We start from the raw sequence: 23,945 nt of genomic DNA, 5'->3' as shown, positions 1-23,945 counted from the left end.
CGGAAGCAAAGGGGCCCGCGCGGGCCCCTTCTTCATGCGGCGGGATCAGGCATTCGCCGGTTGCAGCGCGCCCGTCGCGGCGGGTTTGCGGCCCTTCAGATAGCGGGCATAGCCCAGATCCTCGGACTGGATGTCCGGCCGGCGCCCCGAGATCAGGTCGGCCAGCACCCGGCTCGAACCCGCGGACATGGTCCAGCCCAGCGTGCCGTGGCCCGTGTTCAGGAACAGGTTCGGGATCGGGGTCGCGCCGACGATGGGCGTGCCGTCGGGCGTCATCGGCCGCAGCCCGGTCCAGAACTGCGCCTTGTCGGGATCGCCCGCGCCGACGAACATCTCGCCGACCGATTTCGCCAGCGTGGCGCGGCGGCGCGGGTTCAGGCTCAGGTCGTAGCCGGCGATCTCGGCCAGGCCGCCGACGCGGATGCGGTCGCCCAGACGGGTGATCGCGACCTTGTAGGTCTCGTCCATCACGGTCGAGACCGGGGCGCGGCTTTCGTCCTGGATGTCGATGGTCAGCGAATAGCCCTTGAGCGGATAGATCGGCAGCTTGATGCCCAAGGGACGCACCAGCAGCGGCGAATGCGGGCCCAGCGCCAGCACATAGCGGTCGGCCACCATGCGGCCCCGATCGGTGCGCACGGCGCTGATGCGTCCGCCCTCGGCCTCCAGCGCCTCGATGCCGACGCCCCAGCGGAAGGTCACGCCGGCCGCCGCGGCCATCTCGGCCAGGCGGTTGGTGAACTTGAAGCAGTCGCCGGTCTCGTCGCCCGGCAGGCGCAGCCCGCCGACGATGCGGTCGGCGGCACCGGCCAGCCCCGGCTCGGCCGCGATGCAGCCGGCGCGGTCCAGCAGCTCGAAGGGCACGCCGTCGGCCCGCAGCACCTCGATGTCCTTGCCGGCGCCGTCCAGCTGTTCCTGCTTGCGAAACACCTGCAGCGTGCCCTGGGTGCGCTCGTCGTAATGGATGCCGGTCTCGGCCCGCAGCTCGCCCAGGCAGTCGCGGCTGTATTCGGCGACGCGGACCATGCGGCTTTTGTTGACCGCATAGGCGGCCGAGGTGCAGTTGCCCAGCATCCGCGTCATCCACGAGAGGCGCTGCCAGTCCAGCCGCGGCTGGATCACCAGCGGCGCGTGGCGCTGGAACATCCATTTCAGCGCCTTCATCGGAATGCCGGGCGCCGCCCAGGGCGAGGAATAGCCGGGCGAGATCTCGCCCGCGTTGGCAAAGCTCGTCTCCAGCGCCGGGCCGGCCTGGCGGTCGATGACCGTGACCTCATGCCCGGCCTTGGCCAGATACCAGGCCGAGGTGACACCCAGAACGCCGGCCCCCAGAACGATGACTTTCATGTTCGCGCACCCTGTCGAAGAAGATTTCCGCAAAGATAGCAGCAGCGCCGGAAATGAAATCCCGAAGTTGCGTCGAAATGGCGCGGTCTGCGCAATGATCCAAGCGTCTGTGGCGATATTTCCGTAACTTCTTCGACACATCCTGGAAATGGCACAAGATATGGCGGTCCTTCACAGAATCGGCGGCGGCGATTGCGGCCCGCGCGAGGGCTGCCTAAGGTTGGAGCCAAGCGAACAGGTTACCCCGATGCCAGCGACTGCCCGCAAGAACCCCTTTGCCCCGTTCCGGCACCATGACTTCCGCCTGCTGTGGTCGGCGACGCTGATCTCGAACTTCGGCGCGCTGGTGCAGGCGGTCGGTGCGGCCTGGATGATGACGCAGCTGACCGACTCGGCCACGCTGATCGCGCTGGTGCAGGCCTCGAACACGCTGCCGATCATGCTGTTCGCGCTGCTGTCGGGGGCGCTGGCCGACATCCTGGACCGGCGCACGCTGCTTCTGGGCGCGCAGCTTTTCATGGCGGCGGTCTCGGTCCTGCTGGCGGTGCTGACCTGGCAGGGCTGGATGACGCCGCTGCTGCTCTTGTCGCTGACCTTCCTGATCGGGGTCGGCCAGGCGATCTACAACCCGCCCTGGCAGGCCAGCATGCAGGACCTGGTCCCGCGCGAGGACCTGCCGGCGGCGGTGTCGCTGAACTCGGTCGGCTTCAACCTGATGCGCAGCGTCGGGCCGGCGGTGGGCGGCATCATCACCGCGGCCTTCGGCGCCGCCGCCGCCTTCGCGGTGAACGCGGTCAGCTATATCCCGCTGCTGGGCGCGCTGACGCGCTGGCATCCGGTGACGCCGCCGCGCACCACCACGCCCGAGCCCTTCGTCGCCGCCGTCGGCGCCGGGCTGCGCTATGTCGCGCTGTCGCCGAACCTGGTCCGGGTGATGTCGCGCGGCGCGCTTTTCGGCTTTTCCGCCATCGTCATCATGGCGCTGCTGCCGCTGGTCGCCAAGCAGAACCCCTCGGGCGGCTCGCTGCTGTTCGGCCTCTTGCTTGGCTGCTTCGGTCTGGGGGCGATCTGCGGCGCGCTGATCAACCCGATGGTGCGCGAGCGGCTGAACAACGAAAACGTCGTGCGCCTGGCCTTCGCGGCCTTTGCCGGCGCGGCGCTGCTGCTGGGGCTGACCGAACAGACCTGGGTCCACGCGCTTGCCATGCTGCCCGCCGGCGCCAGCTGGGTCTTGGCGCTGTCGCTCTTCAACGTCACCGTGCAGCTGTCGACGCCGCGCTGGGTGGTGGCGCGCGGGCTGGCGCTCTATCAGACGGCGGTCTTTGGCGGCATGGCCGCGGGCAGCTGGATCTGGGGCTCGGTCGCGAACAATTACAGCGTGAACACCGCGCTGGTCGCCGCCTCGGTGCCGCTGATGCTGGGCGCCATCGCCGGATACTGGCTGCGCATCCCGGAATTCGCCACGCTGGACCTGGACCCGGTGAACCGCTTTCGCGAGCCCGAGCTGGCGCTGGACCTGCGCGGCCGGTCCGGCCCGATCATGGTGATGATCGACTATGAGATCGACCAGCTCGACGTGCCCGAGTTCCTGCGCCTGATGGCCCTGCGCCGCAATATCCGCCGCCGCGACGGCGCGCGCGGCTGGGCGCTGCTGCGCGACCTGGAACACCCCGAGCGCTGGACCGAAAGCTATCACATCGCCACCTGGGACGAATATGTCCGCCACAACCTGCGCCGCACCAAGGCCGATTTCCCGATCTATGAGGACCTGCACCGCCTGCACCGCGGCGCCGAACCGCCGCAGGTGCATCGCATGATCGAGCGCCACAGCATCAGCCTGGACGACGACGTGCCGTTGATCGGCAAGATCGAGGTTCCTTGAACCTTATAGCCACCTTTACCGCCGCCCGGCCGCGGATTAGCGTTTTGCCATGCTGCGCTATGTGACCAGACGCCTGATCTCGCTTGGCCTGAGCCTGCTCGTGGCCTCGGCGCTGATCTTTGCGGTGGTGGAACTGGTGCCGGGCGACCCGGCCAGCTTCATGCTGGGCACCGGCGCGCAGCCCGAAACCGTCGCGGCGCTGCGCGAGCAGCTGGGCCTGGACCTGCCGCTGCCGCTGCGCTACCTGCACTGGCTCGGCGGCGTCGTGACCGGCGACCTGGGCCACAGCTTCACCTACAAGACGCCGGTGGCGGGGATGATCCTCGACCGGATGCAGGTCTCGCTGCCCCTGGCGGTTCTGGCGCTGGTGCTGGCGGTGGCGGTGGCGCTGCCCATCGGCATGTTCGCGGCCGGGCGCCGGGGCCGGCCGGCCGAGACGGCGGTGATGGGCGCGACCCAGATCGGCATCGCGCTGCCGAATTTCTGGTTCGCCATGCTCTTGGTGCTGGTCTTTGCGGTGAACCTGCGCCTGCTGCCCGCCGGCGGCTTTCCGGGCTGGAGCCATCCCGGCGCGGCGCTGAAATCGCTGATCCTGCCCGCCGTCGCGCTGGCGCTGCCGCAGGCGGCGATCCTGGCGCGGGTGCTGCGCTCGGCCCTGGTCGAGACCCTGGGCCAGGACTATATCCGCACCGCCCGCGCCAAGGGGCTGACCGCCGGGCAGGCGCTGTCGCGCCACGCGCTGCGCAATGCGCTGATCCCGGTGCTGACCATCCTCGGCATGCAGTTCTCGTTCCTGCTGGCGGGGGCGATCATCATCGAGAACGTGTTCTACCTGCCCGGCCTGGGCCGGCTGATCTTCCAGGCCATCACCCAGCGCGACCTGATCGTGGTGCAGGGCGCGGTGCTGGTGCTGGTCGCCGCCGTGATCCTGGTCACCTTCCTCGTCGACCTCAGCTATGCGCTGGTCGACCCGAGGCTGCGCCGATGAGGTGGTCGCTGGCCTTCGGCGGCGCCCTCGCCGGGCTGGCGCTGGTCGCGGCGCTGCTGTCCTTCGTCTGGACGCCGGGCGACGTGACGCAGATCGCCATCGCGCAGAAGCTGCAGCCGCCCTCGGCCGCGCATTGGCTGGGCACCGACCATTTCGGCCGCGACATGCTGGCGATGATCATGGTCGGCGCGCGGACCTCGATCGCGGTGGCGCTGGTCGCCGTGGGCATCGGGATGGGCTTCGGCGTGCCGCTGGGCCTGCTCGCCGCCGCGCGCGCGGGCGGCTGGATCGACGAGGTGGTGATGCGCGGCAACGACCTGGTCTTTGCCTTTCCCAGCCTGGTCATCGCCATCCTGATCACCGCGGCGCTGGGGCCTTCGGCGCTGAACGCGATCATCGCCATCGGCATCTTCAATATCCCGGTCTTTGCCCGCGTGACGCGCGGCGCGGCGCTGCCGATCTGGACGCTGGACTATATCCGCGCCGCGCAGGTGGCCGGCAAGGGCCGGGCCCGCATCAGCACCCAGCACATCCTGCCCAATATCGCCAACCTGCTGATCGTGCAGGCGACGATCCAGTTCAGCCTGGGCATCCTGGCCGAGGCCGGGCTCAGCTATGTCGGCCTGGGCGCACAGCCCCCGACCCCCAGCTGGGGCCGGATGCTGGCCGAGGCGCAGACCATGATCTCGCTGGCGCCGCATGTCGCCATCGTGCCGGGCCTGGCCATCGTGCTGACGGTGCTGGGGCTGAACCTCTTGGGCGATGGCCTGCGCGATGCGCTGGACCCCAGGCTGCGCAGGACCGCGCCATGATCGAGCTGAGCCGCCTGACCCTGCGCATCGGCCGGCACGAGGTCCTGCAAGGCATCGACCTGGCGCTGCCGCCCGGGCAGGTCACCGGGCTGGCGGGCGAATCCGGCTCGGGCAAGTCCATGGCGGCGCTGGCGATCATGGGGCTGCTGCCGCAGGGCGCGCAGGCTGGCGGTCGCGTCGATCTGGACGGGCGCAACCTGCTGGACCTGCCGGAAAGCGCCCTGTGCCGGATCCGCGGCAACCGCCTCGGCATGGTGTTCCAGGAGCCGATGACGGCGCTGAACCCGCTGATGACCATCGGCGACCAGGTGGCCGAGGCGCTGCGCATCCACCAGTCCCTGCCGCGCGACCAGGCGCTGGCCCGCGCCCGCGACCGGCTGGACCGCGTCGGGCTGGAAGCGCCGCGCTTTCCGCTGACGCTTTATCCCCATGAGCTGTCGGGCGGGCAGCGCCAGCGCGTCGCCATTGCGCTGGCCATCAGCCAGCGCCCCGACCTGCTGATCGCGGACGAGCCGACCACGGCGCTGGACGTGACGACGCAGGCCCGCATCCTCGACCTGCTCAAGGGGCTGGTGCGGGACGAGGGCATGGCGCTGCTGCTGATCACCCACGACCTCGCGGTGCTGGCCGGCATCGCCGACCGCGTGGCGGTGATGCAGCGCGGCCAGATCGTCGAGCAGGGCCCGACCGAGGCGCTGTTCCGCGCGCCGGGCCACCCCTATACGCAGGCGCTCATCGCCGCCTCGACCCAGCAGGCGCGGCTGGTGCTGCCGCCCGCCCGGCCGCACCGCCTGCTGCAGGTCGAAGACGCGGTGCGCGACTATCCCCTGCCCCGCGCCGGGCTGATGGCGCCGCCGGGGCGCCTGCGGGCGGTGGACGGGGTCAGCTTCGACATCGCCGCCGGGGAATCGGTCGGGCTGGTCGGCGAATCCGGCTGCGGCAAGTCCACCCTGACGCGGGCCATCCTGGGCCTCGATCCCTTGCAGGGCGGCCGCATCCTGCTGGACGGCCAGCCGGTCCAGGCCGGCCGCGCCATGGCGCCCGCGCTGCGGGCCCGGATGCAGGTGGTGTTCCAGGACCCCTTCGGCAGCTTCGATCCGCGCTGGCGGGTCGAGCGGCTGGTCTCCGAGCCGTTCCACCTGACCGGCCTGCCGCGCGACTGGCGCGAACAGGTCGCCGAGGCGCTCTATGAGGTCGGCATCCCCGGCGACGCCATGCGCCGCCATATCCACGAATTCAGCGGCGGCCAGCGCCAGCGCATCGCCATTGCCCGCGCCCTGATCATCAAGCCGCGGCTGATCGTGCTGGACGAGGCGGTCAGCGCCTTGGACGTGCAGGTCCGGGCGCAGGTGCTGGACCTGCTGGCGCGGCTGCGGGTCAGCCACGGGCTTGCCTATCTGTTCATCAGCCACGACCTCGCGGTGGTGCGCCAGATCACCGACCGGGTGCTGATCATGCAGCAGGGCCGCATCGTCGAATCCGGCCCGACGCATCAGGTGCTGGACGCGCCGCAGCACGCCTATACGCAAGGCCTGCTGGCGGCAAGCCCGCGCATCCCGGCGGCATGGCAGGCTCACATTCCCGCCAGCCTCCTTGCGCTGCCCCCGCCCGGCCCATAACTGCTGCGGGCTTGTTCGAAACGAGACGCAAGATGGAACCCAAGGCCCCGATCCCCGCGCCCGTTGGCGACCGGAACGCATTCCCCGGCATTCCCGACACCGGGCTGCCGGCGATGCCCGAATCACCGATTCCCGATCTGGCGCCGCGCAACCGCACCCCGGATCCGACCCAGCGTCACGCCAGGCCCGAGCCGGCCGAGGGCTGAAGCCCGCCGCAGCCGGCCCCGCACCCGCCGGCGCCGAGCGCATGAATGTATTGAATCTTTATGACAATTTCATGACCCGGCAAGGCCGGTGCCCCGAATGACAACAGGCCCTGCCTGCGGCAGAGCCTGTTGCTCCTCCCCTGTCATGGCGACCAGCCTCCCCGCGTGGCCGCCCAGGTATTCCGTCGTGGTCAGGCGCTGATCAACTCTGCCTGCCGCACGATCACTTGTGCCTGACGGATCGACGCGATGTCAACCAGTCTGCCCTTGTAGACGGTGGCGCCGGCGCCGGTTTTCGTCGCCTCCTCCATCGCGGCCAGGATCTCGCGCGCCTCGGTGACGGCCTTGTCGCTGGGCGAAAAGACCTCGTTCGCCAGCGCCACCTGCTTGGGGTGGATGGCCCATTTCCCGACCATGCCCAGCGTGGCCGAGCGCCGCGCCTGCGCCCGGAAGCCCTCGTCGTCGCTGAAATCCCCGAAGGGGCCGTCGACCGGCAGCACGCCATGGGTGCGGCAGGCGGCGACGATGGCGGCCTGCGCCCAGTGCCAGGGATCCGACCAGTATTTCGCGCCCTCATGCGCCATGTAGTAGTTTTCCTGGGTGCCGCCGATGCCGGTCGTGGCCATGCCCATGCTGGCGGCGAAATCCGCGGCGCCCAGGCTCATCGCCTGCAGGCGCGGGCTGCTGGCCGCGATCTCCTCGACATGGGCGATGCCGGCGGCGGATTCGATGATCACCTCCAGGCTGATGCGTTTCGAGCGGCCCTTGGCGGCCTCGATGGCGGTGACCAGCGCATCCACGGCATAGACATCGGCGGCATTGCCGACCTTGGGGATCATGATCTGGTCCAGCCGCTCGCCCGCCTGTTCCAGCAGGTCCACGACGTCGCGATACCAATAGGGCGTGTCGAGCCCGTTGATGCGCACCGACAGCGTCTTGGTGCCCCAGTCGATGTCGCCGATGGCCTGGATGATGTTGCGGCGGGCCTGCGCCTTGTCATCCGGCGCCACCGAATCCTCGAGATCCAAGTTGATCACGTCGGCGGCCGAGCTGGCCATCTTCTGGAACAGCGCCTCGCGCGAGCCGGGGCCGAACAGCTGGCAGCGGTTCAGGCGGGCGGGGGCGGCGGGTTGCAAACGAAACGACATGGCTTGCCTTTCGGGTAAGGATATTTCAAAGGTGTCCCGCAAACCGATAGATAATTGCTGCGGCTGCATCAAGCCTGTTTTGCACCCGCGAAAGGCCCAAGGCCGCGCCGCCGATCTTGACGCCCCGCCGCTTTGGGCGCAGGACCGCGCCAGCAGCCGTTGCGAATGGAGAGAATGATGACCCGCACCGTCTATCTGAATGGCGAATACCTGCCGGAAACCGAGGCCCATGTGTCGATCTTCGACCGCGGCTTCGTGATGGGCGACGGCGTCTATGAGGTGACGAGCGTGCTGGGCGGCAAGCTGCTGGACTTTCCCGGCCACATGGCCCGGCTGACGCGCTCGCTGGGCGAACTGGGGATGGGCAATCCGCTGCCGGACGACGAATGGCTGGCGATCCACCGCAAGCTGGTCGAACTGAACGCCATCGACGAGGGCATGGTCTATCTGCAAGTCACGCGCGGCAATCCGGGCGACCGCGACTTCGCCTATCCGCCCGAGGATACGCCACAGACCGTGGTGCTGTTCACGCAGTCGAAGCCGGGCCTGGCCGACAACCCGCAGGCCCGCCGGGGCATCCGGGTGATCTCGATCCCCGACCTGCGCTGGGCGCGCCGCGACATCAAGACGGTGCAGCTGCTTTACCCCTCGATGGCCAAGATGGAGGCCAAGAATCGCGGCGTCGACGACGCCTGGTTCACCGAGGACGGTTTCGTGACCGAGGGCACCTCGAACAACACCTATATCGTCAAGGGCGGCAAGATCATCACCCGGCCGTTGTCGCAGGACATCCTGCACGGCATCACCCGCGCCTCGCTCTTGCGCTATGCCGCCGAGGCGCAGATGCAGATCGAGGAACGCCCCTTCACCATCGAGGAAGCGCAGGCGGCGGACGAGGCCTTCTTCACCTCGGCCTCGGCCTTCGTCCTGCCGGTGATCGAGGTCGACGGCGTCACGCTGGGCTCGGGCCAGCCCGGGCCGGTGGCGACACGGCTGCGCGAGCTGTACCTGGAGGAATCGCTGAAGTCGGCGATCTGAGGCGGCGGCGCGCCGGGGGCTGTCTGCCCCCGGACCCCCGAGGGTATTTGGGAAACGGAGAAGACCTGAAGAGAGCGCGGTCGGGGAACGACCGCGCCCTTTGGGTTCAGGTAGCGGTGGCGCCGACCACGTCGATCGTGCCCACCGCATCGACCAGCGTGTCGCGCAGCACCGCGACGGCATTGCCATCCAGCAGCACCTGCACGTCGTCGCCGTCCTGCTCGAGCGTATATTCGCCCTCGCCGGTGTAATCCTCGGCCAGGGTGATGGTGATGGTGTCGTCGGCGCTGTAGGTGATGACCGCCGCGCCGCCAGCCTCGGAACTGAGCATATAGCTGTCGTCGCCGTCGCCGCCGTCCACCAAGTCGTTGGCGCCGGCATGGATGGTGTCGTTGCCGTCGCCGCCCAGCAGCGTGTCGGGCGCGTCGGCATCGGAAGCGTCGGGCGACAGGATCAGGTCGTCGTCCTCCTCGCCATCGATCTGGACGGTGCCGCCATTGTCGGTGATGGTGTCGTCGCCCTCGCCGCCGGTGATCGCGTGATTGCCCAGGTTGGTGGTGATGCTGTCGTCGCCGTAACCGCCGTCGATGGTGTCGTTGCCGTCAGCCGCGCCGTCGTCCTCGGCGCCATAGAGGTCATCGCCATATCCCAGGTAGATCTCGTCGTCGCCGGCATCGGCGCTGACGCTGTCGTCGCCATAGCCGGTCCAGACCAGATCGTCGCCCTCGCCGGCATCGACGGAATCGTCGCCGTCATAGGACTGGATCGCATCGTCGCCGGCGGTGCCGGTGACGGTCTCGGCCTCGTCCGTGCCCTCGATCAACTCGCGGTCGCCATAGGGATCGCCCGGATCCTCGGGGGCATGGTCGTCGTCGTTGCTCGCCACCAGCGAGCCGATACCGACAAGGCCCAAAAGGCCGAGCATCAGGAAAATGGTCTGGTTCATCGTCGTTCTCCGAAGCGCTTGCCGGCACGATAGACCGGCCGCACCCCGGCCCGCAACCGGCGCCACGTGGTGTTTCTCTGTTGCGGAAATACCCCGCAGGGGGAGTCCGCCGCGCCAGCGGCGGGCGGGGGACGCGAAGTCCCCCCTTCAGTGCCCCAGGATCTGCGACAGGAACAGCTTGGTGCGCTCGCTCTGCGGGTTGTTGAAGAACTCGCGCGGCGTGTTCTGCTCGACGATCTGGCCCTGGTCCATGAAGATCACCCGATGCGCCACCGCCTGGGCGAAGCCCATCTCGTGGGTGACGCAGAGCATGGTCATGCCGTCCTCGGCCAGCTCGATCATGGTGTCGAGCACCTCCTTGATCATCTCGGGGTCCAGCGCCGAGGTCGGCTCGTCGAACAGCATGATCCGCGGCCGCATGCACAGCGCGCGGGCGATGGCCACGCGCTGCTGCTGGCCGCCCGACAGCTGGCCCGGATATTTCAGCGCCTGATCGGGAATCTTGACCTTGGTCAGGAAATGCATGGCCGTTTCCTCGGCCTCGCGCCGGGGGATCTTGCGCACCCAGATCGGCGCCAGCGTGCAGTTTTCCAGGATGGTCAGGTGCGGAAACAGGTTGAAATGCTGGAACACCATCCCGACCTCCGAGCGCACCTTGTCGATGTTCTTCAGGTCGTGCGTCAGCTCGGTGCCGTCGACGACGATCCTGCCCGACTGGTGCTCTTCCAGCCGGTTGATGCAGCGGATCAGCGTCGACTTGCCCGAGCCCGAGGGGCCGGCGATGACGATGCGCTCGCCCCGGCTGACGGTCAGGTCGATGTCGCGCAACACGTGGAAGGTGCCGTACCACTTGTTCAGCTTGCTGATCTCGATGGCCGGGGTGTCGGTCTGGCTCTGCAATGGCGTCTGCATGGGAAGGCCTCAGCGATGGTCGCGCTTCAGGCGGCGTTCGAGATACATCGAGTAACGCGACATGCCGAAGCAGAGGATGAAGAAGATTGAGCCGACGAAGATATAGGGCTCCCAATAGGCGCCCTTCCATTCGAAGCTCGCGCGGATGGTGTCGGCCATGGCCTTCAGGGGGTCGAACAGCCCGACGAAGACCACCAGGGTGGTGTCCTTGAACATGCCGATGAAGGTCGAGACGATCCCGGGAATCGAGATCTTCAGCGCCTGCGGCAGCACGATCAGCCGCTGCGCCTTCCAATAGTCCAGCCCCAGCGCGTCGGCGGCCTCGTATTGGCCCTTGGGCAGTGCGGCCAGACCGCCGCGGATCACCTCGGCCATATAGGCGGCGGCGAAGAGCGTCACCATGATGATGACCCGCAGGATGATGTCGAAATTCGTGCCCGGCGGCAGGAAGTAGTTGAGCAGCAAGGAGGCCACGAACAAGAGCGTGATCAGCGGCACGCCGCGGATGAACTCGATGAACATCACCGCCAGCAGCTTGATCACCGGCAGGTCCGAGCGCCGCGCCAGCGCCAGCACGATGCCCAGGGGCAGCGACAGGGCGATGCCGGCGACGCCGATGGTGATCGACAGCACGAAGCCGCCGAACTGGTCGGAACTGACCGGCTGCAAGCGCAGCGGCAGGATGCCGGCCAGCGCATCGGCGACCGGTCCGGCCAGGAACAGCCACCACAGCACCGCAACCACGGCGGCCGCGGCGACGGCGAAAAGCCCGAAGCGCGCCCCCGCCCGCCAGACCCCGAAGCCGATGCCGAAACCCGCCAGCACGGCGATCTCGCTCCACAGCGAACCGCCCCAGAGCAGCCAGACCGCCAGCAGCGGATAGACCAGGCTGGCCAGCAGCGCCCAGGCGGGCCGGGCCTCGATCAGCGCCACCCAGGCCAGCATCAGCAGCGCCATGCCAGCGAGCGCCGCCACGGGCGCGCCAAGCACCAAGGCGATGGCAAAGCTCAGCACGGTCGCCAGCGCCAGCACGATGCCCCGCGCGCGCCGGCTTTCGGCAAACAGCACCGGCGCCAGCGCCAGGAACAGCAGGCCGAAGGCCAGCACCGGCCGCCAATACAGCGCCGCCGGGTAGAAGCCGAAGACGAACTGGTTCCAGCGATGCTTGATCAGGGCGAAGCAGGCGCCCGAGGCGCCCTCACCCCAGGTCTCGGCGATGATCTTGCGGCAATCTGCCATGCCATTGGCGTTCCAGACCGAATGCGTGAGCCAGGGCCCGATGGTGCTGACCAGAAGCCACAGGATGCCGAGCCCGATCAGGGTCAGCACAATGTTGAGCGGCCCCGAGAACAGGTTCTCGCGCAGCCATTTGATCGCGCCGCGCTCGGTCACCGGCGGCGGCGCCGGCGGCAGCATGGTGTCGCGGACATAGGCGACGGTCTGGGCGTGGGTCTCGCTCATCTCACCGCTCCCTCAGCTTCACGCGACTGTTGAAGACGTTCATCCCGCCCGAGATCAGCAGGCTGAGAACCAGGTAGATGCCCATCATCAGCACCATGCATTCCATCTCGCGCCCGGTCTGGTTCAGCGTGGTGCCGCCCAGCGTGCCGCGCAGGTCCATGTAGCCGACCGCGATGGCCAGCGAGCTGTTCTTGGTCAGGTTCAGGTATTGCGAAATCAAGGGCGGGATGATGACCCGCAGCGCCTGCGGCAGGATCACCAGCGACATGGTGCGGCGCGGGCGCAGGCCCAGGGCAAAGGCGGCCTCGGACTGGCCGCGGCTGACGGCCAGGATGCCGGCGCGGACGATCTCGGCAATGAAGGCGCCGGTATAGAGCGTCAGCGCCAGCCACAGCACCACCAGGGCGTTGTCCATGTTGATGCCCTCGGCGAAGTTGAAGCCGCGCAAGACCGGCGGGATCAGGTGCAGGCCGAACCACCAGGTCAGCAGCAGCAGCGGCACCGCGAACATCGCCAGCGTGATCCACCAGGTCGTCGGGCGCTTGCCGGTCGCGTCCTGGATGCGCTGCGCCCGGGCCCGCAGCAGCCGGTTGCCGATGAAGGCCAGCACGATCACCGCGACATAGGCGACGAAGGCCCAGCCGATCCCCTCGCGCCCCAGGGCGATGGTGCCCGGCGGGTTGGTCATGCCCAGCGAGGGGATGGCGGTATAGCGGTTCGTCGGCGCGATGGTGTCGAACAGGATCATGCTCGCGGCCGGATTTTCGCCGCGATAGGCGTTGGGCGGCGGCATGACCTCGGTGAAGATCGCCAGGATCACCAGGATCCACAAGAGCAGCGGGATATTGCGGAACACCTCGACATAGACCGTCATCAGCCGCGCGATCAGCCAGTTCGAGGACAGCCGCAAGACCCCCACCACCACACCCACGATGGTCGCCGCGATGCAGCCCAGAGCCGAGACCAGCAGCGTGTTCAGCAGCCCCACCACCATGGCGCGGAAATGCGTGTCGTCGGAATTATAGGGAATCAGCTGCTGCGGAATGTCATAGCCCGCGCGGCGGAACAGGAAGTCGAAGCTCAGCGTCTTGCCCATGGCGGACAGGTTGCGCAGCGTGTTGTCGATCAGCCAGCTGGCCAGCAGCATCACCAGAATGAAGACGATCGCCTGCAAGGTCAGCGAGCGATAGCGCCGATCATAGATCAGCATCGACCATCGGAATGGTGGATTGTCCACCCCCGGATAGGAAACCATGTTGTAACCCCCTGTGCCGGACGGGATGCGGGCCTTGTGGCCTCTGTGCGCCGGCGTCGTTCATGCGGCGGGCGGAGGTCTTGCGCCCCCGCGCCGCCCGGTCTTCAACCGCGATCAGCGGAAGGGCATGGCATACATCAGCCCGCCCTGGGTCCATTGCGCGTTCAGGCCGCGCGCCAGGCCGATGGGGGTCTGCTCGCCGATGGTGGCGGCGAAGATCTCGCCATAGTTGCCGCTGGCCTTGATGGCGCGCTTGGCCCATTCGGCGTCCAGGCCGATCATCTTGCCCAACTCGTCGGTGGTGCCCAGCAGGCGCTGCACCTCGGGGTTGGTCGAGGATTTCGCCAGTTCCTCGATATTGGCCGAGGTGACGCCGTATTCCTCGGCCGCGATCAGCGCGAACAGCGTCCAGCGCGCGATGTCGCCCCAGTTGTTGTCGCCGTGGCGCACCGCCGGCCCCAGCGGTTCCTTCGAGATGATCTCGGGCAGGATGATGTGGTTTTCCGGGTCGGCGAAGCTGGCGCGCGTCGCCGCCAGGCCCGAGGCGTCGGTCGTATAGGCGTCGCAGGCGCCGGCCATGTATTGCTGCTCGCCCTCGGCGTTGCTGTCGATGTTGACCGGCTGATAGGTCATGTTGTTGGCCTTGAAGTAATCGGCCAGGTTCAGCTCGGTCGTGGTGCCGGTCTGGATGCAGATCGTCGCGCCCTCGAGTTCCTTGGCCGAGCTGACGCCCAGGTCCTTGCGCACCATGAAGCCCTGGCCGTCATAGTAGTTCACGCCGATGAAATCCAGTTTCAGGTCGGTGTCGCGCTGGAAGGTCCAGGTCGAGTTGCGCGCCAGCAGGTCCACCTCGCCCGAACTCAGCGCCGTGAAGCGGGTCTGGCCGGTGGTCGGGACGTATTTCACCTTGGCCGGGTCGCCCAGCACCGCGGCGGCCACGGCCTTGCAGAAGGCCACGTCGAAGCCCGACCAGTTGCCATTCGCATCGGGGGCGGCGAAACCGATCAGGCCGGTGTTGACGCCGCAGTTCAGCACGCCGCGCGACTTCACCTCTTTCAGCGTGTCGCCTTCGGCGGCCATGGCACCCGAGGCCGCAAGGGCCAGCGCCGTAACCGAGCCGAAGAGTGCAGTATATTTCATGAATTTCCCCTCTGTTGTTCCCGGGTCGGGCCACGGGTCCATCCGCAGACTGCCCGTGGCGAGCCCGTGTTGAAGGGGGCCAGGACTGCCCCCCTTACAGGCATTGTGCCGATGCAGGGCGAAGCGTCAAGAAAGAAGAAAAACGATCTCCTCAGCGCTGGCTGAGCTGCCAGAAACGCTCAGAATCGCGCATGGCGGACAGGCGGGCGGCGGCGGCCGCGTCGGCCTCCTCGTCGCGGCCCCAGCGTTGCGCCTGAAATTCCTCGTCAATTCGCGACAGGGCATGGGCGGTTTCGGCATCGATGCGGCCGCGGATCACCGCCAGCCCCAGGACCAGCGAGCCGGGCAGCGTCACCAGATCGTGCAGCGCGGTCAGCCCAAAGGCATCCAGGGCCGCGACTTCGGCATGCAGTTTCAGCAGCGCCGCCGGATCCTGCGGCACCGGGATGACGCCATGGGTGATGCGCAGGGGCGCGCGCAGTTCGGTCGCGGCCCAGTCGATCAGCGGATCCCAGCCTTCGGCCTGGGCGCGGGCCAGTTCCTCGGGCGCGTCGGCGCGATAGGACAGAAGATCGGTGCCGCCATATTCGGCCAGCATGGACGCCACGTCATGGAACTGCGGCGCCACCTTCTCGATGGCGGAATTCGCCGCGCGGGACAGCGGCATCCGGTTCGGGTCGATCACCGCGGCCTGGGCGTCCCATTCCGCGGCGACGGCGCGGGCCAGCGCCTCGGTCGGCAGGACCAGGGGCTTCTTGCCCGGGGTGCGCAGCGGGCGGTCGTCCAGCACCACCTCCCAGCCCGCGCCGGCCGGCCGCACCGAGGCGGTTTTCCAGAATCGCCGTGCCTTCCATTCGCTCATGGCTGCCCTCCTTCGGCCCAGTCCAGCAGCGCCAGCGTCAGGTTGGCATAGTCCGGCGCGATCAGCACCGCCCCCGCCGCCCGCAGGTCGGACGCTGAATGAAACCCCCAGCCGACGCCATAGCCCGCCACCCCGGCCGACTGTGCCATCGCCATGTCAAAGGTGCTGTCACCCACCATCACCGCGCGGCCCGGCGGCACGCCGGTTTCGGCCAGCGCGCTTTGCAGCATCGCCGGATGCGGCTTGGAGGGATGGCCGTCCGCCGTCTGCCGGGTCGCGAAACGATCCGTCAGCCCGTGCGCCGCAAGGATCGCCACCAGCCCCCGCATCGGCTTGCCGGTGGCGATGCCCAGCGTGACCCCCCGCAGCCCCGCCAGCGTGTCGAGGCAGTCCAGCGCGCCGGGATAGAGCTGCGGCAGATGCCCGGCTTCGCGCGAGGCGATGAAATGGCGGCGATAGCCCTCGACCACGCGGTCGCGCAGTTCGGGGACGGCGGCGGGCAGCAGGTGCGCCACCGCGACCGGCAGCGACAGGCCGACGATGGACAGGATCGTCGCCCGCTCCATCTGCGGCAGGCCGGCGGCGCGCAGCCCGGCGTTCATCGACTGGACGATCTCGTCCTGGCTGTCGATCAGCGTGCCGTCCACGTCAAAGACGACCAGCCGCATCACGCCTCCTCGAACGGGTCTTCGGGCACGTCGTTTTCCGACCAGCCGAGCGTGTCCCAGGTGCGCCGCATGTGCTCGGGCAAGGGCGCGGTGACGGTGACCAGCTTCTTGGTGATCGGATGCTCGAAGCGGATCATGCGCGCATGCAGGTGCAGCTTGCGGCTGATCTCGCCGCCCAGCTGGGCGCCCCAGCCGTCGCCCAGGTTCTCCTGCCCCGAGCCGCCGTATTTGCCGTCGCCGACGATGGGATGGCCGATCTCGGCCATATGCGCGCGCAGCTGGTGGGTGCGGCCGGTGACCGGCACCATGGCGGTCCAGGCGACCCGGCCGCCAAGCGCCGACAGCACGGCGTAATCGGTATGGGCGCGCTTGGCGCCCTCGGTCGTCGCCACCTCCGAAGGGTGGACGGCGACCATCTTCTCGCCCTCGCCCATGCGGCCGCGGCCCGGCGCCTTGACGAGGCCGTATTTGATCGAGCCCATGCGCGGATGCGGCACGCCCGCCACGGCAGCCCAATAGATCTTGCGGGTCAGCCGGTGCCGGAACGCCTCGGACAGCGCGCGGGCGATGCGGTCGGTGCGCGCCAGCAGCAGGACGCCCGAGGTGTCCTTGTCCAGCCGATGCACCAGCTTCGGCCGGTCCTTGTAGCCGAACATCAAGGCCTCGGTCAGCCCGTCCACATGGCGGTCGCCCTGGCCGCTGCCGCCCTGCGAGGGCAGGCCCGGCGGCTTGTTCAGCGCAATGATATGCTCGTCGCGCCACAGCACGCAGGACTGGATCATCTCGGCATCGGACGGCTTGACGCGCGGCTTCGCCGCCGGCGGCGGGGCGCTGCCGTCCGGGATCGGCGGGATGCGGATCTCTTGCCCCACCTCGATGCGGGTATTGGCCTTGACCCGGCCACCATCGACGCGCAGCTGGCCGGTGCGGCACATCTTTTCCACCGCGCCCTGCGTCAGCTGCGGGAACCGCTTCTTCAGCCAGCGGTCGATGCGCTGCTCGCCCTCGTCGGCGCCGATGCGGATGGTCTGCACGCCGCTCATGCGAAGATCCCCCGGCCAAGCGCCAGTCCCGCCGTCACCGCCGCCAGCGACAGCAGGACCGAGGCCGCGACATAGCCCAGGGCCAGCCCCGCAGCGCCGCGTTGCCACAAGGTCAGCGTGTCCAGCGAAAAGGCGGAGAAAGTGGTGAAGCCGCCCAGCACGCCGGTCAGCAGCAAGGGCGCCAGATGCTGCCCGCCCCGCAGCGCCAGGACCGAGGCCAAGAGCCCCATGGCAAAGCAGCCGAGGATGTTCACCGTCAGCGTACCGACCGGAAAGCCGGTGGTCAGCCGCGCGCCCAGGATATTGACGCCGTAACGCGCCATCGAGCCCAGGGCGCCGCCAAGCGCGACCTGGAGGAATGTGTGTTTCATGCTTTGCCCTCTGTCTGCCGCTTCTGCCGCAGGCTGGCGAACCATTCAACGCGCTTTTTCAGGTCGCGCTCGAATCCACGCTCGACCGGCAGATACAGCACCGGCCGCTTCATCCCCTCCGGGAAATAGTTCTGGCCCGAGAAGGCGTCCTCGGCGTCATGGTCATAGGCATAGCCGGCGCCATAGCCCTGGTCCTTCATCAGCCCGGTCGGCGCGTTCAGGATATGCGCCGGCGGCATCTGGCTGCCCGACTGGCGCGCGAGCGCCCGCGCGCCCTTGTAGGCGACATAGCCGGCGTTGGATTTCGGCGCGAGCGCCAGATAGATCACCGCCTGCGCCAGCGCGAGCTCGCCCTCGGGGCTGCCCAGCCGCTCGTAAAGCGCCCAGGCGTCCAGGCAATGACGCTGCGCGGCCGGGTCGGCCAGGCCGATGTCCTCGACCGCCATGCGGGTGATGCGGCGCGCGAGGTAACGCGGATCCTCGCCGCCCTCGAGCATGCGCGCGAACCAGTAGAGCGCGGCGTCGGGGTCGCTGCCGCGCACGGATTTGTGCAGGGCCGAGATCAGGTTGTAATGCTCGTCGCCCGACTTGTCGTATTTCGCCGCCCGCCGCATCAGCCGCTGCGACAGCTGGCCCGGGTCGAGCTTGCCGGTGATCTTCCAGGCCATGACCTGCTCGATCAGGTTCAGGGCGGCGCGGCCGTCGCCGTCCGCCATTTCCAGCAGCCGGTCGCGCGCCTCGGCGGTCAGCGGCAGGGGGCGGCCCAGTTCCTGCTCGGCGCGCTGCGCGAGACGTTCCAGATCGGCCAGGCTCAGCCGCTCCAGCACGATCACCTGGGCGCGCGACAGCAGCGCGGCGTTCAACTCGAAACTGGGGTTCTCGGTGGTGGCACCGACCAGGGTGATGGTGCCGTCCTCCATATGCGGCAGGAAACTGTCCTGCTGCGCCTTGTTGAAGCGGTGGATCTCGTCCACGAACAGCAGCGTGCCGCGGCCCTGGCTGCGGCGCAGCCGGGCGGCGTCGAAGACCTTGCGCAGTTCCGGCACGCCGGAAAAGATCGCCGAGATCTGCACGAAGGCCAGGTCGGTCTGCTGCGCCAGAAGCCGCGCGATGGTGGTCTTGCCGACCCCCGGCGGCCCCCAGAGGATCAGCGACGACAGGCTGCCGGCCGCCAACATGGCGCCCAGCGGTCCCTCGGGGCCAAGCACCTTGTCCTGGCCGATGACGTCGGAAAGCCGTGCCGGACGGATCCGGTCGGCCAAGGGGCGCGTCGCGTTGCGCGCAGGTTCGCCCTCGGCGGGCGCGGTGTCGAACAGGTCTGCCATGCGGGCGGTATGTTACGCCGCCCGCATCACCTGCGAAAGGCCCTCCTCCTGGCGGCGGGCATCAATGCATCTTGGTCGCCAGGTTGATCGAGACGCATTGGAAATAGCCGTCGTCGATCCAGATCACCGGGCCCATGGCCTGCGCGTCAAGGCCGCAGGGCTTGAGCCAGCGCGGCCAGGTCGAGGCGACCAGGCAGACGAGCCGCGTCGCCCCCAGCGCACGGGCCGAGTTGGTCATTTCCTGCACCAGGGCCAGTTGTACCCGACGACGGTCGCGCTGCGGGATGGTGTGGTCGACGAACAGCCGGCTGGCCTCCCAGGTGCCCGGCTCGACCGGCGCGGGGCCGTCGAGCAGGTTCTGCGGGATCGAGCCGCCCAAGAGGTCGAGCTGCGCGTCGCGGATCATGTAGGAATACATGCCGCAGCTGGCCGTGGTGGGGGTCAGCCGCACGCCGGCCATGACCCGGCCATGCTCGTGGATCGCGACCCAGCGGCTCATGGGCGTGTCGTACTGGTCGAACTCCATGTCGTCCGTCTGGGGCAGGTTCCAGCGCTTCTGGACGATGAAGCTCTGCTTGCGGGCGCGGAAGATGTTCGCGAAGAGTTCGCCGTGGTTGTGCAGGTTGGCGAAGGAAAGTGTGGTGGTCTGCATTGGTCTTCTCCTGGGGTTTGTGGTGGTGGTGGCCCCCAGGTGTAAACCGCAACGGTGGACGGACCGTTTATAGCAAGCGGTAGTCCTTGGCCCGTTGCAGCGCCTCGGCAGTCGTGCGCGCCATCAGTCTTTCACGCGCCGAAATGAGACGAGCCTTGAATGCGCTTTCCGTAATACCAAGTTTGGCAGCCGCCGCTGCATGACGATCCCCCTCTGCGATACACCGAAGGGCCTCTTGCTGAGCCTTCGTCAGGCTCTCCGGCGGCTCCGTGATCTCGTGAAGCCGGCGTAGCGTGGTCGAGATCGCTTCGATCTCGTCATCCGTGAATTCCCGTTTGTCATGGGCGAAGTCGGCGATGGTGCGCGACTTGATCGGGCCATGGGCGACCGCCAGCCCGTAGCGCAGCCCGTGATCCGCCGCATCCTGCAGGATGGAAAACGGGTCGGGAATCGGCAGCACGCTCCACCGGCAGGTGCCGGTGGTCGAGAAGCCCCAGGCGATGGTGGGGTCGCGGAGCGCATAGGCCCGCTCGGAATAGCGCTGCGCCCATTCCTTGTTATAGGTCTGGAACTGCATCAGCGGTGCAGCGAAACGAATGTGAAGCCCGATGAAATACCCCGCGGGAGCGAGCTTTTTCAGCTTGGCGAGTGCTGCATTGATTTCCGCGCGAGATGACATGACTTTTTGGACAGATTGCGTTTTCTCAGGGTTACCACGAAAAATGGCACGGTTCGCAATGTATTCAAGCAATACCGTGCTTGTACGCGACGTTTTTCGGGACGCCGCAGGGTCACCCTGTCGGCGCAACCATCCTTACCTGCACGGTGCGGCAAAAGGCAAGCGCCCGGCCGGAAGCGCAATTCCCGTTTGTTTTCTGCACCCGCATGATCAGCCAAAGGCTGACAGCCGTCCGCACCCATCCCGCCCCGGGTCGGAAAGTTTCGCTTTCCTGTGGCAAAAATGCCCGCAGCCATCGACTGGCTGCGGGCATGAACCTTCGGTTAACCCTAAGTAAGAGTTAATTTTCTTACGATTCGTCGGCGGCCGATTCGGCTTCCAGGCGGGCGTGGTCGGCGGCACCCTTGGCCGAGGGATCGCGATCGACCAGCTCGATGATCGCCATCGGGGCCATGTCGCCATAGCGGAAACCGGCCTTCAGGATGCGGACATAGCCGCCCTGGCGGTCCTTGTAGCGGGCGCCGAGAACCTCGAAAAGTTTCGCGACATGCTGGTCCTGCTTCAATTGCGCATCGGCCTGACGGCGGGCGTGCAGGTCGCCGCGTTTCGCCAGCGTGATCAGTTTTTCAACGATCGGGCGCAATTCCTTGGCTTTCGGCAGCGTGGTCTTGATCTGCTCGTGCTCGATCAGCGAGCCGGCCATATTGGCGAACAGCGCCTTGCGGTGTTCGTGGGTGCGGTTCAGGCGGCGGTAGCCACGGGCGTGACGCATGATGATCTCCTATGACGTCTTTTGCTTTGTCCGGCAGCCCATGCGTGCGGGCCGCTCTCCTTGGGGCGGGATTGCCCAGATTTCCGGGGGCGTGCATGGCGTACACCGCGCGTACACAGGCCGTATGACGCCCCCGGGGTCTTCCTTCTTAGAACTGGTCGTCGAAACGCTTGGCCAGGTCCTCGATGTTCTCCGGCGGCCAGTCCACGACATCCATGCCGAGGTGCAGGCCCATGCCCGAGAGCACTTCCTTGATCTCGTTCAGCGACTTGCGGCCGAAGTTCGGGGTGCGCAGCATCTCGGCTTCGGTCTTCTGGATCAGGTCGCCGATATAGACGATGTTGTCGTTCTTGAGGCAGTTCGCCGAACGCACCGACAGCTCCAGCTCGTCAACCTTCTTCAGCAGGCGCGGGTCGAATTCCAGCCCGTCCTCGGCATCCGAGCGGGTGGCGGTTTCCGGCTCGTCGAAGTTCACGAACACCGACAGCTGGTCCTGGATGATGCGCGCGGCATAGGCCACGGCGTCTTCCGGGGTCAGCGAACCGTCGGTCTCGACCTTCATCGTCAGCTTGTCATAGTCCAGCACCTGGCCCTCGCGGGTCGGCGTGACTTCGTAGCTGACGCGCTTGACCGGCGAGAAGATGGCGTCGATCGGGATCAGGCCGATGGGCGCGTCCTCGGGACGGTTCTTGTCGGCGGCGACATAGCCCTTGCCGTTCGCCACGGTCAGTTCCATGTGCAGCTCGGCGCCGTCGTCCAGGTGGCAGACGACGTGGTCGCGGTTCAGGATGGTGATGCCGGCGGTTTCCTGGATGTCGCCGGCCTTGACCTCGCCCGGGCCCTTGGCCGAGAGCGTCAGGCGCTTGGGCGCGTCCACGTCCATCTTCAGCGTCACGCCCTTGAGGTTCAGGACGATGTCGGTCACGTCCTCGCGCACGCCGGGGACGGACGAGAATTCATGCAGCACGTTGTCGATCTGCACCGAGGTGATGGCCGCGCCCTGCAGCGAGGACAGCAGCACGCGGCGCAGGGCGTTGCCCAGCGTCAGGCCGAAGCCGCGCTCGAGCGGTTCCGCCACCACGGTGGCGACGCGGGACGAATCGGCGCCCGGCTTGACTTCAAGCTGGGTGGGCTTGATGAGTTCGGCCCAGTTCTTGTGGATCATGCGTTTGCCTCCATACCAGTTCCCGACCCATGACCATTGGCCGGAAACGCCCGAGGTGAAATGCGAAAAGCGCGCCCCGCACGGGATAGCCCCGCGCGGAACGCGTCAAAATCCCGAAGGTTCAGACCCGGCGGCGTTTCGGCGGACGGCAGCCGTTATGCGCGATCGGGGTGACGTCGCGGATCGCGGTGATGTTGAAGCCGACGGCGGCCAGCGCGCGCAGCGCCGATTCGCGGCCCGAGCCGGGACCCTGGACTTCGACTTCCAGCGTGCGGACGCCGTGTTCCTGCGCCTTCTTGCCGGCGTCTTCGGCGGCCATCTGGGCGGCGTAGGGGGTCGATTTCCGCGAACCCTTGAAGCCCATGGTGCCGGCCGACGACCACGAGATCGCGTTGCCCTGCACGTCCGAGATCAGGATCTTGGTGTTGTTGAAGGACGAGTTCACATGCGCCACGCCGGTGGCGATGTTCTTGCGTTCCTTGCGCTTGATGCGGGTTTTATCGCGTGCCATGTCCGTTCCCCCTTATTTCTTCTTGCCGGCGATGGGCTTCGCCGGGCCCTTGCGGGTGCGGGCATTGGTGTGGGTGCGCTGGCCGCGAACCGGCAGGCCGCGACGGTGGCGCAGGCCACGATAGGAGCCCAGGTCCATCAGGCGCTTGATGTTCATCTGGGTTTCGCGGCGCAGGTCGCCTTCGACGGTATAGTTGGCGTCGATGTATTCGCGGATCTTCAGAACTTCGGCATCCGAGAGTTCGTTCACGCGGCGGGCCGGCTCGATGCCGACGGCGGTGACGATCTCATCGGCGAATTTCGGGCCGATCCCGTGGATATAGGTCAGTGCGATCGGGACGCGTTTCCCGGTCGGAATGTTGACGCCAGCAATACGAGCCACGCGTTTTCCTTTTCCTTGTTGCGGTTCCGTAGCACCGGAACCTTTTTTCACAACCAAAGACCCGAAAGCATCGCCTTCGGGCCTTCAACGGCCACCCCTCGCGAGGTGATTCTCATGCGAGATGCTGCGAATTAAGGGATTCGCGCGGGGGCGTCAACCCCGGCCCGCCTCCTTGTCGAGAATGGCGCCGATCTGGGCCGCCACTTCGTCCATGGCAGCCATGCCGTCGACATGGCGCAACTGGCCCTTGGCGTAGTAATAGCCCAGGAGCGGCGCGGTCTTCTTGTAATATTCGCGCAAGCGGTCGGCAAAGACCTCGGGCGTGTCGTCCGGCCGCACCGGCTGGCCGGCGGCGCGCATCTCGTCGGCGCGCTTGACGATGCGCGAGACCAAGGCCGCGTCATCCACGCGCAGCTCGATGGCGGCATCGATGCGCTGGTCCATCTCGGCCATCAGCGCCTGCAGCGAATCGGCCTGGGCCAGGGTGCGCGGGAAGCCGTCGAAGATGAAGCCCTTGCCGCCCTGCCCCAGCTTCTCGCGGATCAGGCCCACGACGATCTCATCCGTGACCAGCTCGCCCCGGTCCATGACCTCGGCCACGCGCTTGCCCATCTCGGTGCCCGAGCTGCGGGCCTCGCGCAGCATGTCGCCGGTGGACAGCTGCACCAGCCCGCGTTCCTGGATCAGACGCTGGGCCTGGGTGCCCTTGCCGGCGCCGGGCGGGCCCAGCAGAATGATGTTGATCGCCATGTAATCGTCCCT

25 protein-coding genes are annotated in these 23,945 nt (G+C 67.6%); 6 read left to right on the top strand and 19 right to left on the bottom strand.

The window, feature by feature from the left end:
- Positions 1-45 precede the first annotated feature (45 nt).
- Positions 46-1,347: a D-amino acid dehydrogenase gene (locus PARN5_RS0109820; RefSeq protein ID WP_017999600.1), complete on the bottom strand. Its 1,302-nt coding sequence runs from the start codon at positions 1,345-1,347 to the stop codon at positions 46-48.
- A 247-nt stretch (positions 1,348-1,594) separates the two neighbouring features.
- Between PARN5_RS0109820 and PARN5_RS0109815 the strand changes: the two genes are divergently transcribed.
- From PARN5_RS0109815 to PARN5_RS24150, 5 genes are read left to right on the top strand one after another with little or no spacing between them, the layout of a single operon-like run.
- The gene (locus tag PARN5_RS0109815) at positions 1,595-3,229 is read left to right on the top strand and encodes an MFS transporter (RefSeq protein ID WP_017999599.1); all 1,635 of its coding nucleotides are present in this window, start codon (positions 1,595-1,597) and stop codon (positions 3,227-3,229) included.
- A 49-nt stretch (positions 3,230-3,278) separates the two neighbouring features.
- The gene (locus tag PARN5_RS0109810; protein ID WP_017999598.1) at positions 3,279-4,217 is read left to right on the top strand and encodes an ABC transporter permease; all 939 of its coding nucleotides are present in this window, start codon (positions 3,279-3,281) and stop codon (positions 4,215-4,217) included.
- Positions 4,214-5,029, top strand: coding sequence for an ABC transporter permease (locus tag PARN5_RS0109805; RefSeq protein WP_017999597.1), 816 nt, complete (start codon positions 4,214-4,216; stop codon positions 5,027-5,029). The genes PARN5_RS0109810 and PARN5_RS0109805 overlap by 4 nt, the downstream gene beginning before the upstream one ends.
- Positions 5,026-6,648 carry a dipeptide ABC transporter ATP-binding protein gene (locus PARN5_RS0109800; RefSeq protein WP_017999596.1) on the top strand — a complete coding sequence of 541 codons (1,623 nt, stop codon included), beginning with the start codon at positions 5,026-5,028 and terminating at the stop codon, positions 6,646-6,648. Before PARN5_RS0109805 ends, PARN5_RS0109800 begins: the two co-directional genes overlap by 4 nt.
- A 32-nt stretch (positions 6,649-6,680) precedes the next feature.
- A complete protein-coding gene (locus PARN5_RS24150) occupies positions 6,681-6,854 on the top strand; it encodes a hypothetical protein (protein WP_017999595.1) in 174 nt (57 codons plus the stop codon).
- Between the two features lie 191 nt (positions 6,855-7,045).
- On the opposite strand, the gene PARN5_RS0109790 is transcribed toward PARN5_RS24150, so the two are convergent.
- Complete coding sequence (locus tag PARN5_RS0109790) at positions 7,046-8,002, bottom strand: L-malyl-CoA/beta-methylmalyl-CoA lyase (RefSeq protein ID WP_017999594.1); 957 nt, start codon at positions 8,000-8,002, stop codon at positions 7,046-7,048.
- Positions 8,003-8,179: 177 nt separating this feature from the next.
- On the opposite strand from PARN5_RS0109790, the gene PARN5_RS0109785 reads away from it, so the two are divergent.
- Positions 8,180-9,040 carry a D-amino-acid transaminase gene (locus tag PARN5_RS0109785; protein WP_026155316.1) on the top strand — a complete coding sequence of 287 codons (861 nt, stop codon included), beginning with the start codon at positions 8,180-8,182 and terminating at the stop codon, positions 9,038-9,040.
- A 106-nt stretch (positions 9,041-9,146) separates the two neighbouring features.
- Here PARN5_RS0109785 and PARN5_RS0109780 read toward each other — a convergent pair whose 3' ends face one another.
- From PARN5_RS0109780 to PARN5_RS0109700, 17 genes are all read right to left on the bottom strand, one after another.
- Complete coding sequence (locus PARN5_RS0109780) at positions 9,147-9,986, bottom strand: hypothetical protein (RefSeq protein WP_017999592.1); 840 nt, start codon at positions 9,984-9,986, stop codon at positions 9,147-9,149.
- Between the two features lie 147 nt (positions 9,987-10,133).
- Complete coding sequence (locus tag PARN5_RS0109775; protein ID WP_026155315.1) at positions 10,134-10,898, bottom strand: amino acid ABC transporter ATP-binding protein; 765 nt, start codon at positions 10,896-10,898, stop codon at positions 10,134-10,136.
- 9 nt (positions 10,899-10,907) lie between these two features.
- On the bottom strand, positions 10,908-12,359 hold the full coding sequence (locus PARN5_RS0109770) for an amino acid ABC transporter permease (RefSeq protein WP_017999590.1): 1,452 nt from the start codon (positions 12,357-12,359) through the stop codon (positions 10,908-10,910).
- Between the two features lies 1 nt (position 12,360).
- A complete protein-coding gene (locus PARN5_RS0109765; RefSeq protein ID WP_036744589.1) occupies positions 12,361-13,614 on the bottom strand; it encodes an ABC transporter permease subunit in 1,254 nt (417 codons plus the stop codon).
- A 114-nt stretch (positions 13,615-13,728) separates the two neighbouring features.
- The gene (locus PARN5_RS0109760) at positions 13,729-14,754 is read right to left on the bottom strand and encodes an amino acid ABC transporter substrate-binding protein (RefSeq protein WP_017999588.1); all 1,026 of its coding nucleotides are present in this window, start codon (positions 14,752-14,754) and stop codon (positions 13,729-13,731) included.
- 151 nt (positions 14,755-14,905) lie between these two features.
- Positions 14,906-15,616: an ATP12 family protein gene (locus PARN5_RS0109755; protein ID WP_017999587.1), complete on the bottom strand. Its 711-nt coding sequence runs from the start codon at positions 15,614-15,616 to the stop codon at positions 14,906-14,908.
- Positions 15,613-16,284 carry an HAD-IA family hydrolase gene (locus tag PARN5_RS0109750; RefSeq protein WP_017999586.1) on the bottom strand — a complete coding sequence of 224 codons (672 nt, stop codon included), beginning with the start codon at positions 16,282-16,284 and terminating at the stop codon, positions 15,613-15,615. The genes PARN5_RS0109755 and PARN5_RS0109750 overlap by 4 nt, the downstream gene beginning before the upstream one ends.
- On the bottom strand, positions 16,284-17,327 hold the full coding sequence (locus PARN5_RS0109745) for an RluA family pseudouridine synthase (RefSeq protein WP_017999585.1): 1,044 nt from the start codon (positions 17,325-17,327) through the stop codon (positions 16,284-16,286). The genes PARN5_RS0109750 and PARN5_RS0109745 overlap by 1 nt, the downstream gene beginning before the upstream one ends.
- Positions 17,324-17,698 (bottom strand): fluoride efflux transporter CrcB, encoded by a 375-nt coding sequence (crcB, locus tag PARN5_RS0109740; RefSeq protein WP_017999584.1) that lies wholly within the window; start codon positions 17,696-17,698, stop codon positions 17,324-17,326. The genes PARN5_RS0109745 and crcB overlap by 4 nt, the downstream gene beginning before the upstream one ends.
- Positions 17,695-19,023: a replication-associated recombination protein A gene (locus tag PARN5_RS0109735; protein WP_017999583.1), complete on the bottom strand. Its 1,329-nt coding sequence runs from the start codon at positions 19,021-19,023 to the stop codon at positions 17,695-17,697. The genes crcB and PARN5_RS0109735 overlap by 4 nt, the downstream gene beginning before the upstream one ends.
- A gap of 61 nt (positions 19,024-19,084) precedes the next feature.
- The gene (locus tag PARN5_RS0109730; protein WP_017999582.1) at positions 19,085-19,675 is read right to left on the bottom strand and encodes an acyl-homoserine-lactone synthase; all 591 of its coding nucleotides are present in this window, start codon (positions 19,673-19,675) and stop codon (positions 19,085-19,087) included.
- 67 nt (positions 19,676-19,742) lie between these two features.
- Entirely contained in the window at positions 19,743-20,354 is a 612-nt protein-coding gene (locus tag PARN5_RS0109725) for an autoinducer binding domain-containing protein (protein ID WP_017999581.1), read from the bottom strand.
- Between the two features lie 349 nt (positions 20,355-20,703).
- A complete protein-coding gene (gene rplQ, locus PARN5_RS0109720) occupies positions 20,704-21,126 on the bottom strand; it encodes a 50S ribosomal protein L17 (RefSeq protein ID WP_017999580.1) in 423 nt (140 codons plus the stop codon).
- Between the two features lie 148 nt (positions 21,127-21,274).
- Positions 21,275-22,291, bottom strand: coding sequence for a DNA-directed RNA polymerase subunit alpha (locus tag PARN5_RS0109715; protein ID WP_017999579.1), 1,017 nt, complete (start codon positions 22,289-22,291; stop codon positions 21,275-21,277).
- Positions 22,292-22,412: 121 nt separating this feature from the next.
- Complete coding sequence (gene rpsK / locus PARN5_RS0109710) at positions 22,413-22,802, bottom strand: 30S ribosomal protein S11 (RefSeq protein ID WP_011747123.1); 390 nt, start codon at positions 22,800-22,802, stop codon at positions 22,413-22,415.
- A gap of 12 nt (positions 22,803-22,814) precedes the next feature.
- On the bottom strand, positions 22,815-23,183 hold the full coding sequence (gene rpsM, locus PARN5_RS0109705; RefSeq protein ID WP_017999578.1) for a 30S ribosomal protein S13: 369 nt from the start codon (positions 23,181-23,183) through the stop codon (positions 22,815-22,817).
- Between the two features lie 153 nt (positions 23,184-23,336).
- Positions 23,337-23,933: an adenylate kinase gene (locus tag PARN5_RS0109700; protein ID WP_017999577.1), complete on the bottom strand. Its 597-nt coding sequence runs from the start codon at positions 23,931-23,933 to the stop codon at positions 23,337-23,339.
- Positions 23,934-23,945: the final 12 nt, after the last annotated feature.

It is taken from the genome of Paracoccus sp. N5, assembly GCF_000371965.1.
In the GTDB taxonomy this organism is placed as follows: Bacteria; Pseudomonadota; Alphaproteobacteria; order Rhodobacterales; family Rhodobacteraceae; genus Paracoccus.
Note: the sequence above shows the minus strand (reverse complement) of the source record. Positions and strands in the feature narration are given on the sequence as shown.

Bases quoted from the DNA above. Each gene is read 5' to 3' on its own strand.
- crcB (WP_017999584.1), bottom strand. From the start codon at position 17,698: ATGAAACACACATTCCTCCAGGTCGCGCTTGGCGGCGCCCTGGGCTCG.
- PARN5_RS0109735 (WP_017999583.1), bottom strand. From the start codon at position 19,023: ATGGCAGACCTGTTCGACACCGCGCCCGCCGAGGGCGAACCTGCGCGC.
- PARN5_RS0109815 (WP_017999599.1), top strand. From the start codon at position 1,595: ATGCCAGCGACTGCCCGCAAGAACCCCTTTGCCCCGTTCCGGCACCAT.
- PARN5_RS0109715 (WP_017999579.1), bottom strand. From the start codon at position 22,291: ATGATCCACAAGAACTGGGCCGAACTCATCAAGCCCACCCAGCTTGAA.
- PARN5_RS0109800 (WP_017999596.1), top strand. From the start codon at position 5,026: ATGATCGAGCTGAGCCGCCTGACCCTGCGCATCGGCCGGCACGAGGTC.
- PARN5_RS0109750 (WP_017999586.1), bottom strand. From the start codon at position 16,284: ATGCGGCTGGTCGTCTTTGACGTGGACGGCACGCTGATCGACAGCCAG.
- PARN5_RS24150 (WP_017999595.1), top strand. From the start codon at position 6,681: ATGGAACCCAAGGCCCCGATCCCCGCGCCCGTTGGCGACCGGAACGCA.
- PARN5_RS0109725 (WP_017999581.1), bottom strand. From the start codon at position 20,354: ATGTCATCTCGCGCGGAAATCAATGCAGCACTCGCCAAGCTGAAAAAG.
- PARN5_RS0109810 (WP_017999598.1), top strand. From the start codon at position 3,279: ATGCTGCGCTATGTGACCAGACGCCTGATCTCGCTTGGCCTGAGCCTG.
- rplQ (WP_017999580.1), bottom strand. From the start codon at position 21,126: ATGCGTCACGCCCGTGGCTACCGCCGCCTGAACCGCACCCACGAACAC.
- PARN5_RS0109765 (WP_036744589.1), bottom strand. From the start codon at position 13,614: ATGGTTTCCTATCCGGGGGTGGACAATCCACCATTCCGATGGTCGATG.
- PARN5_RS0109820 (WP_017999600.1), bottom strand. From the start codon at position 1,347: ATGAAAGTCATCGTTCTGGGGGCCGGCGTTCTGGGTGTCACCTCGGCC.
- PARN5_RS0109745 (WP_017999585.1), bottom strand. From the start codon at position 17,327: ATGAGCGGCGTGCAGACCATCCGCATCGGCGCCGACGAGGGCGAGCAG.
- PARN5_RS0109755 (WP_017999587.1), bottom strand. From the start codon at position 15,616: ATGAGCGAATGGAAGGCACGGCGATTCTGGAAAACCGCCTCGGTGCGG.
- PARN5_RS0109775 (WP_026155315.1), bottom strand. From the start codon at position 10,898: ATGCAGACGCCATTGCAGAGCCAGACCGACACCCCGGCCATCGAGATC.
- PARN5_RS0109770 (WP_017999590.1), bottom strand. From the start codon at position 12,359: ATGAGCGAGACCCACGCCCAGACCGTCGCCTATGTCCGCGACACCATG.
- PARN5_RS0109805 (WP_017999597.1), top strand. From the start codon at position 4,214: ATGAGGTGGTCGCTGGCCTTCGGCGGCGCCCTCGCCGGGCTGGCGCTG.
- PARN5_RS0109790 (WP_017999594.1), bottom strand. From the start codon at position 8,002: ATGTCGTTTCGTTTGCAACCCGCCGCCCCCGCCCGCCTGAACCGCTGC.
- PARN5_RS0109730 (WP_017999582.1), bottom strand. From the start codon at position 19,675: ATGCAGACCACCACACTTTCCTTCGCCAACCTGCACAACCACGGCGAA.
- PARN5_RS0109760 (WP_017999588.1), bottom strand. From the start codon at position 14,754: ATGAAATATACTGCACTCTTCGGCTCGGTTACGGCGCTGGCCCTTGCG.
- PARN5_RS0109700 (WP_017999577.1), bottom strand. From the start codon at position 23,933: ATGGCGATCAACATCATTCTGCTGGGCCCGCCCGGCGCCGGCAAGGGC.
- PARN5_RS0109780 (WP_017999592.1), bottom strand. From the start codon at position 9,986: ATGAACCAGACCATTTTCCTGATGCTCGGCCTTTTGGGCCTTGTCGGT.
- rpsK (WP_011747123.1), bottom strand. From the start codon at position 22,802: ATGGCACGCGATAAAACCCGCATCAAGCGCAAGGAACGCAAGAACATC.
- PARN5_RS0109785 (WP_026155316.1), top strand. From the start codon at position 8,180: ATGACCCGCACCGTCTATCTGAATGGCGAATACCTGCCGGAAACCGAG.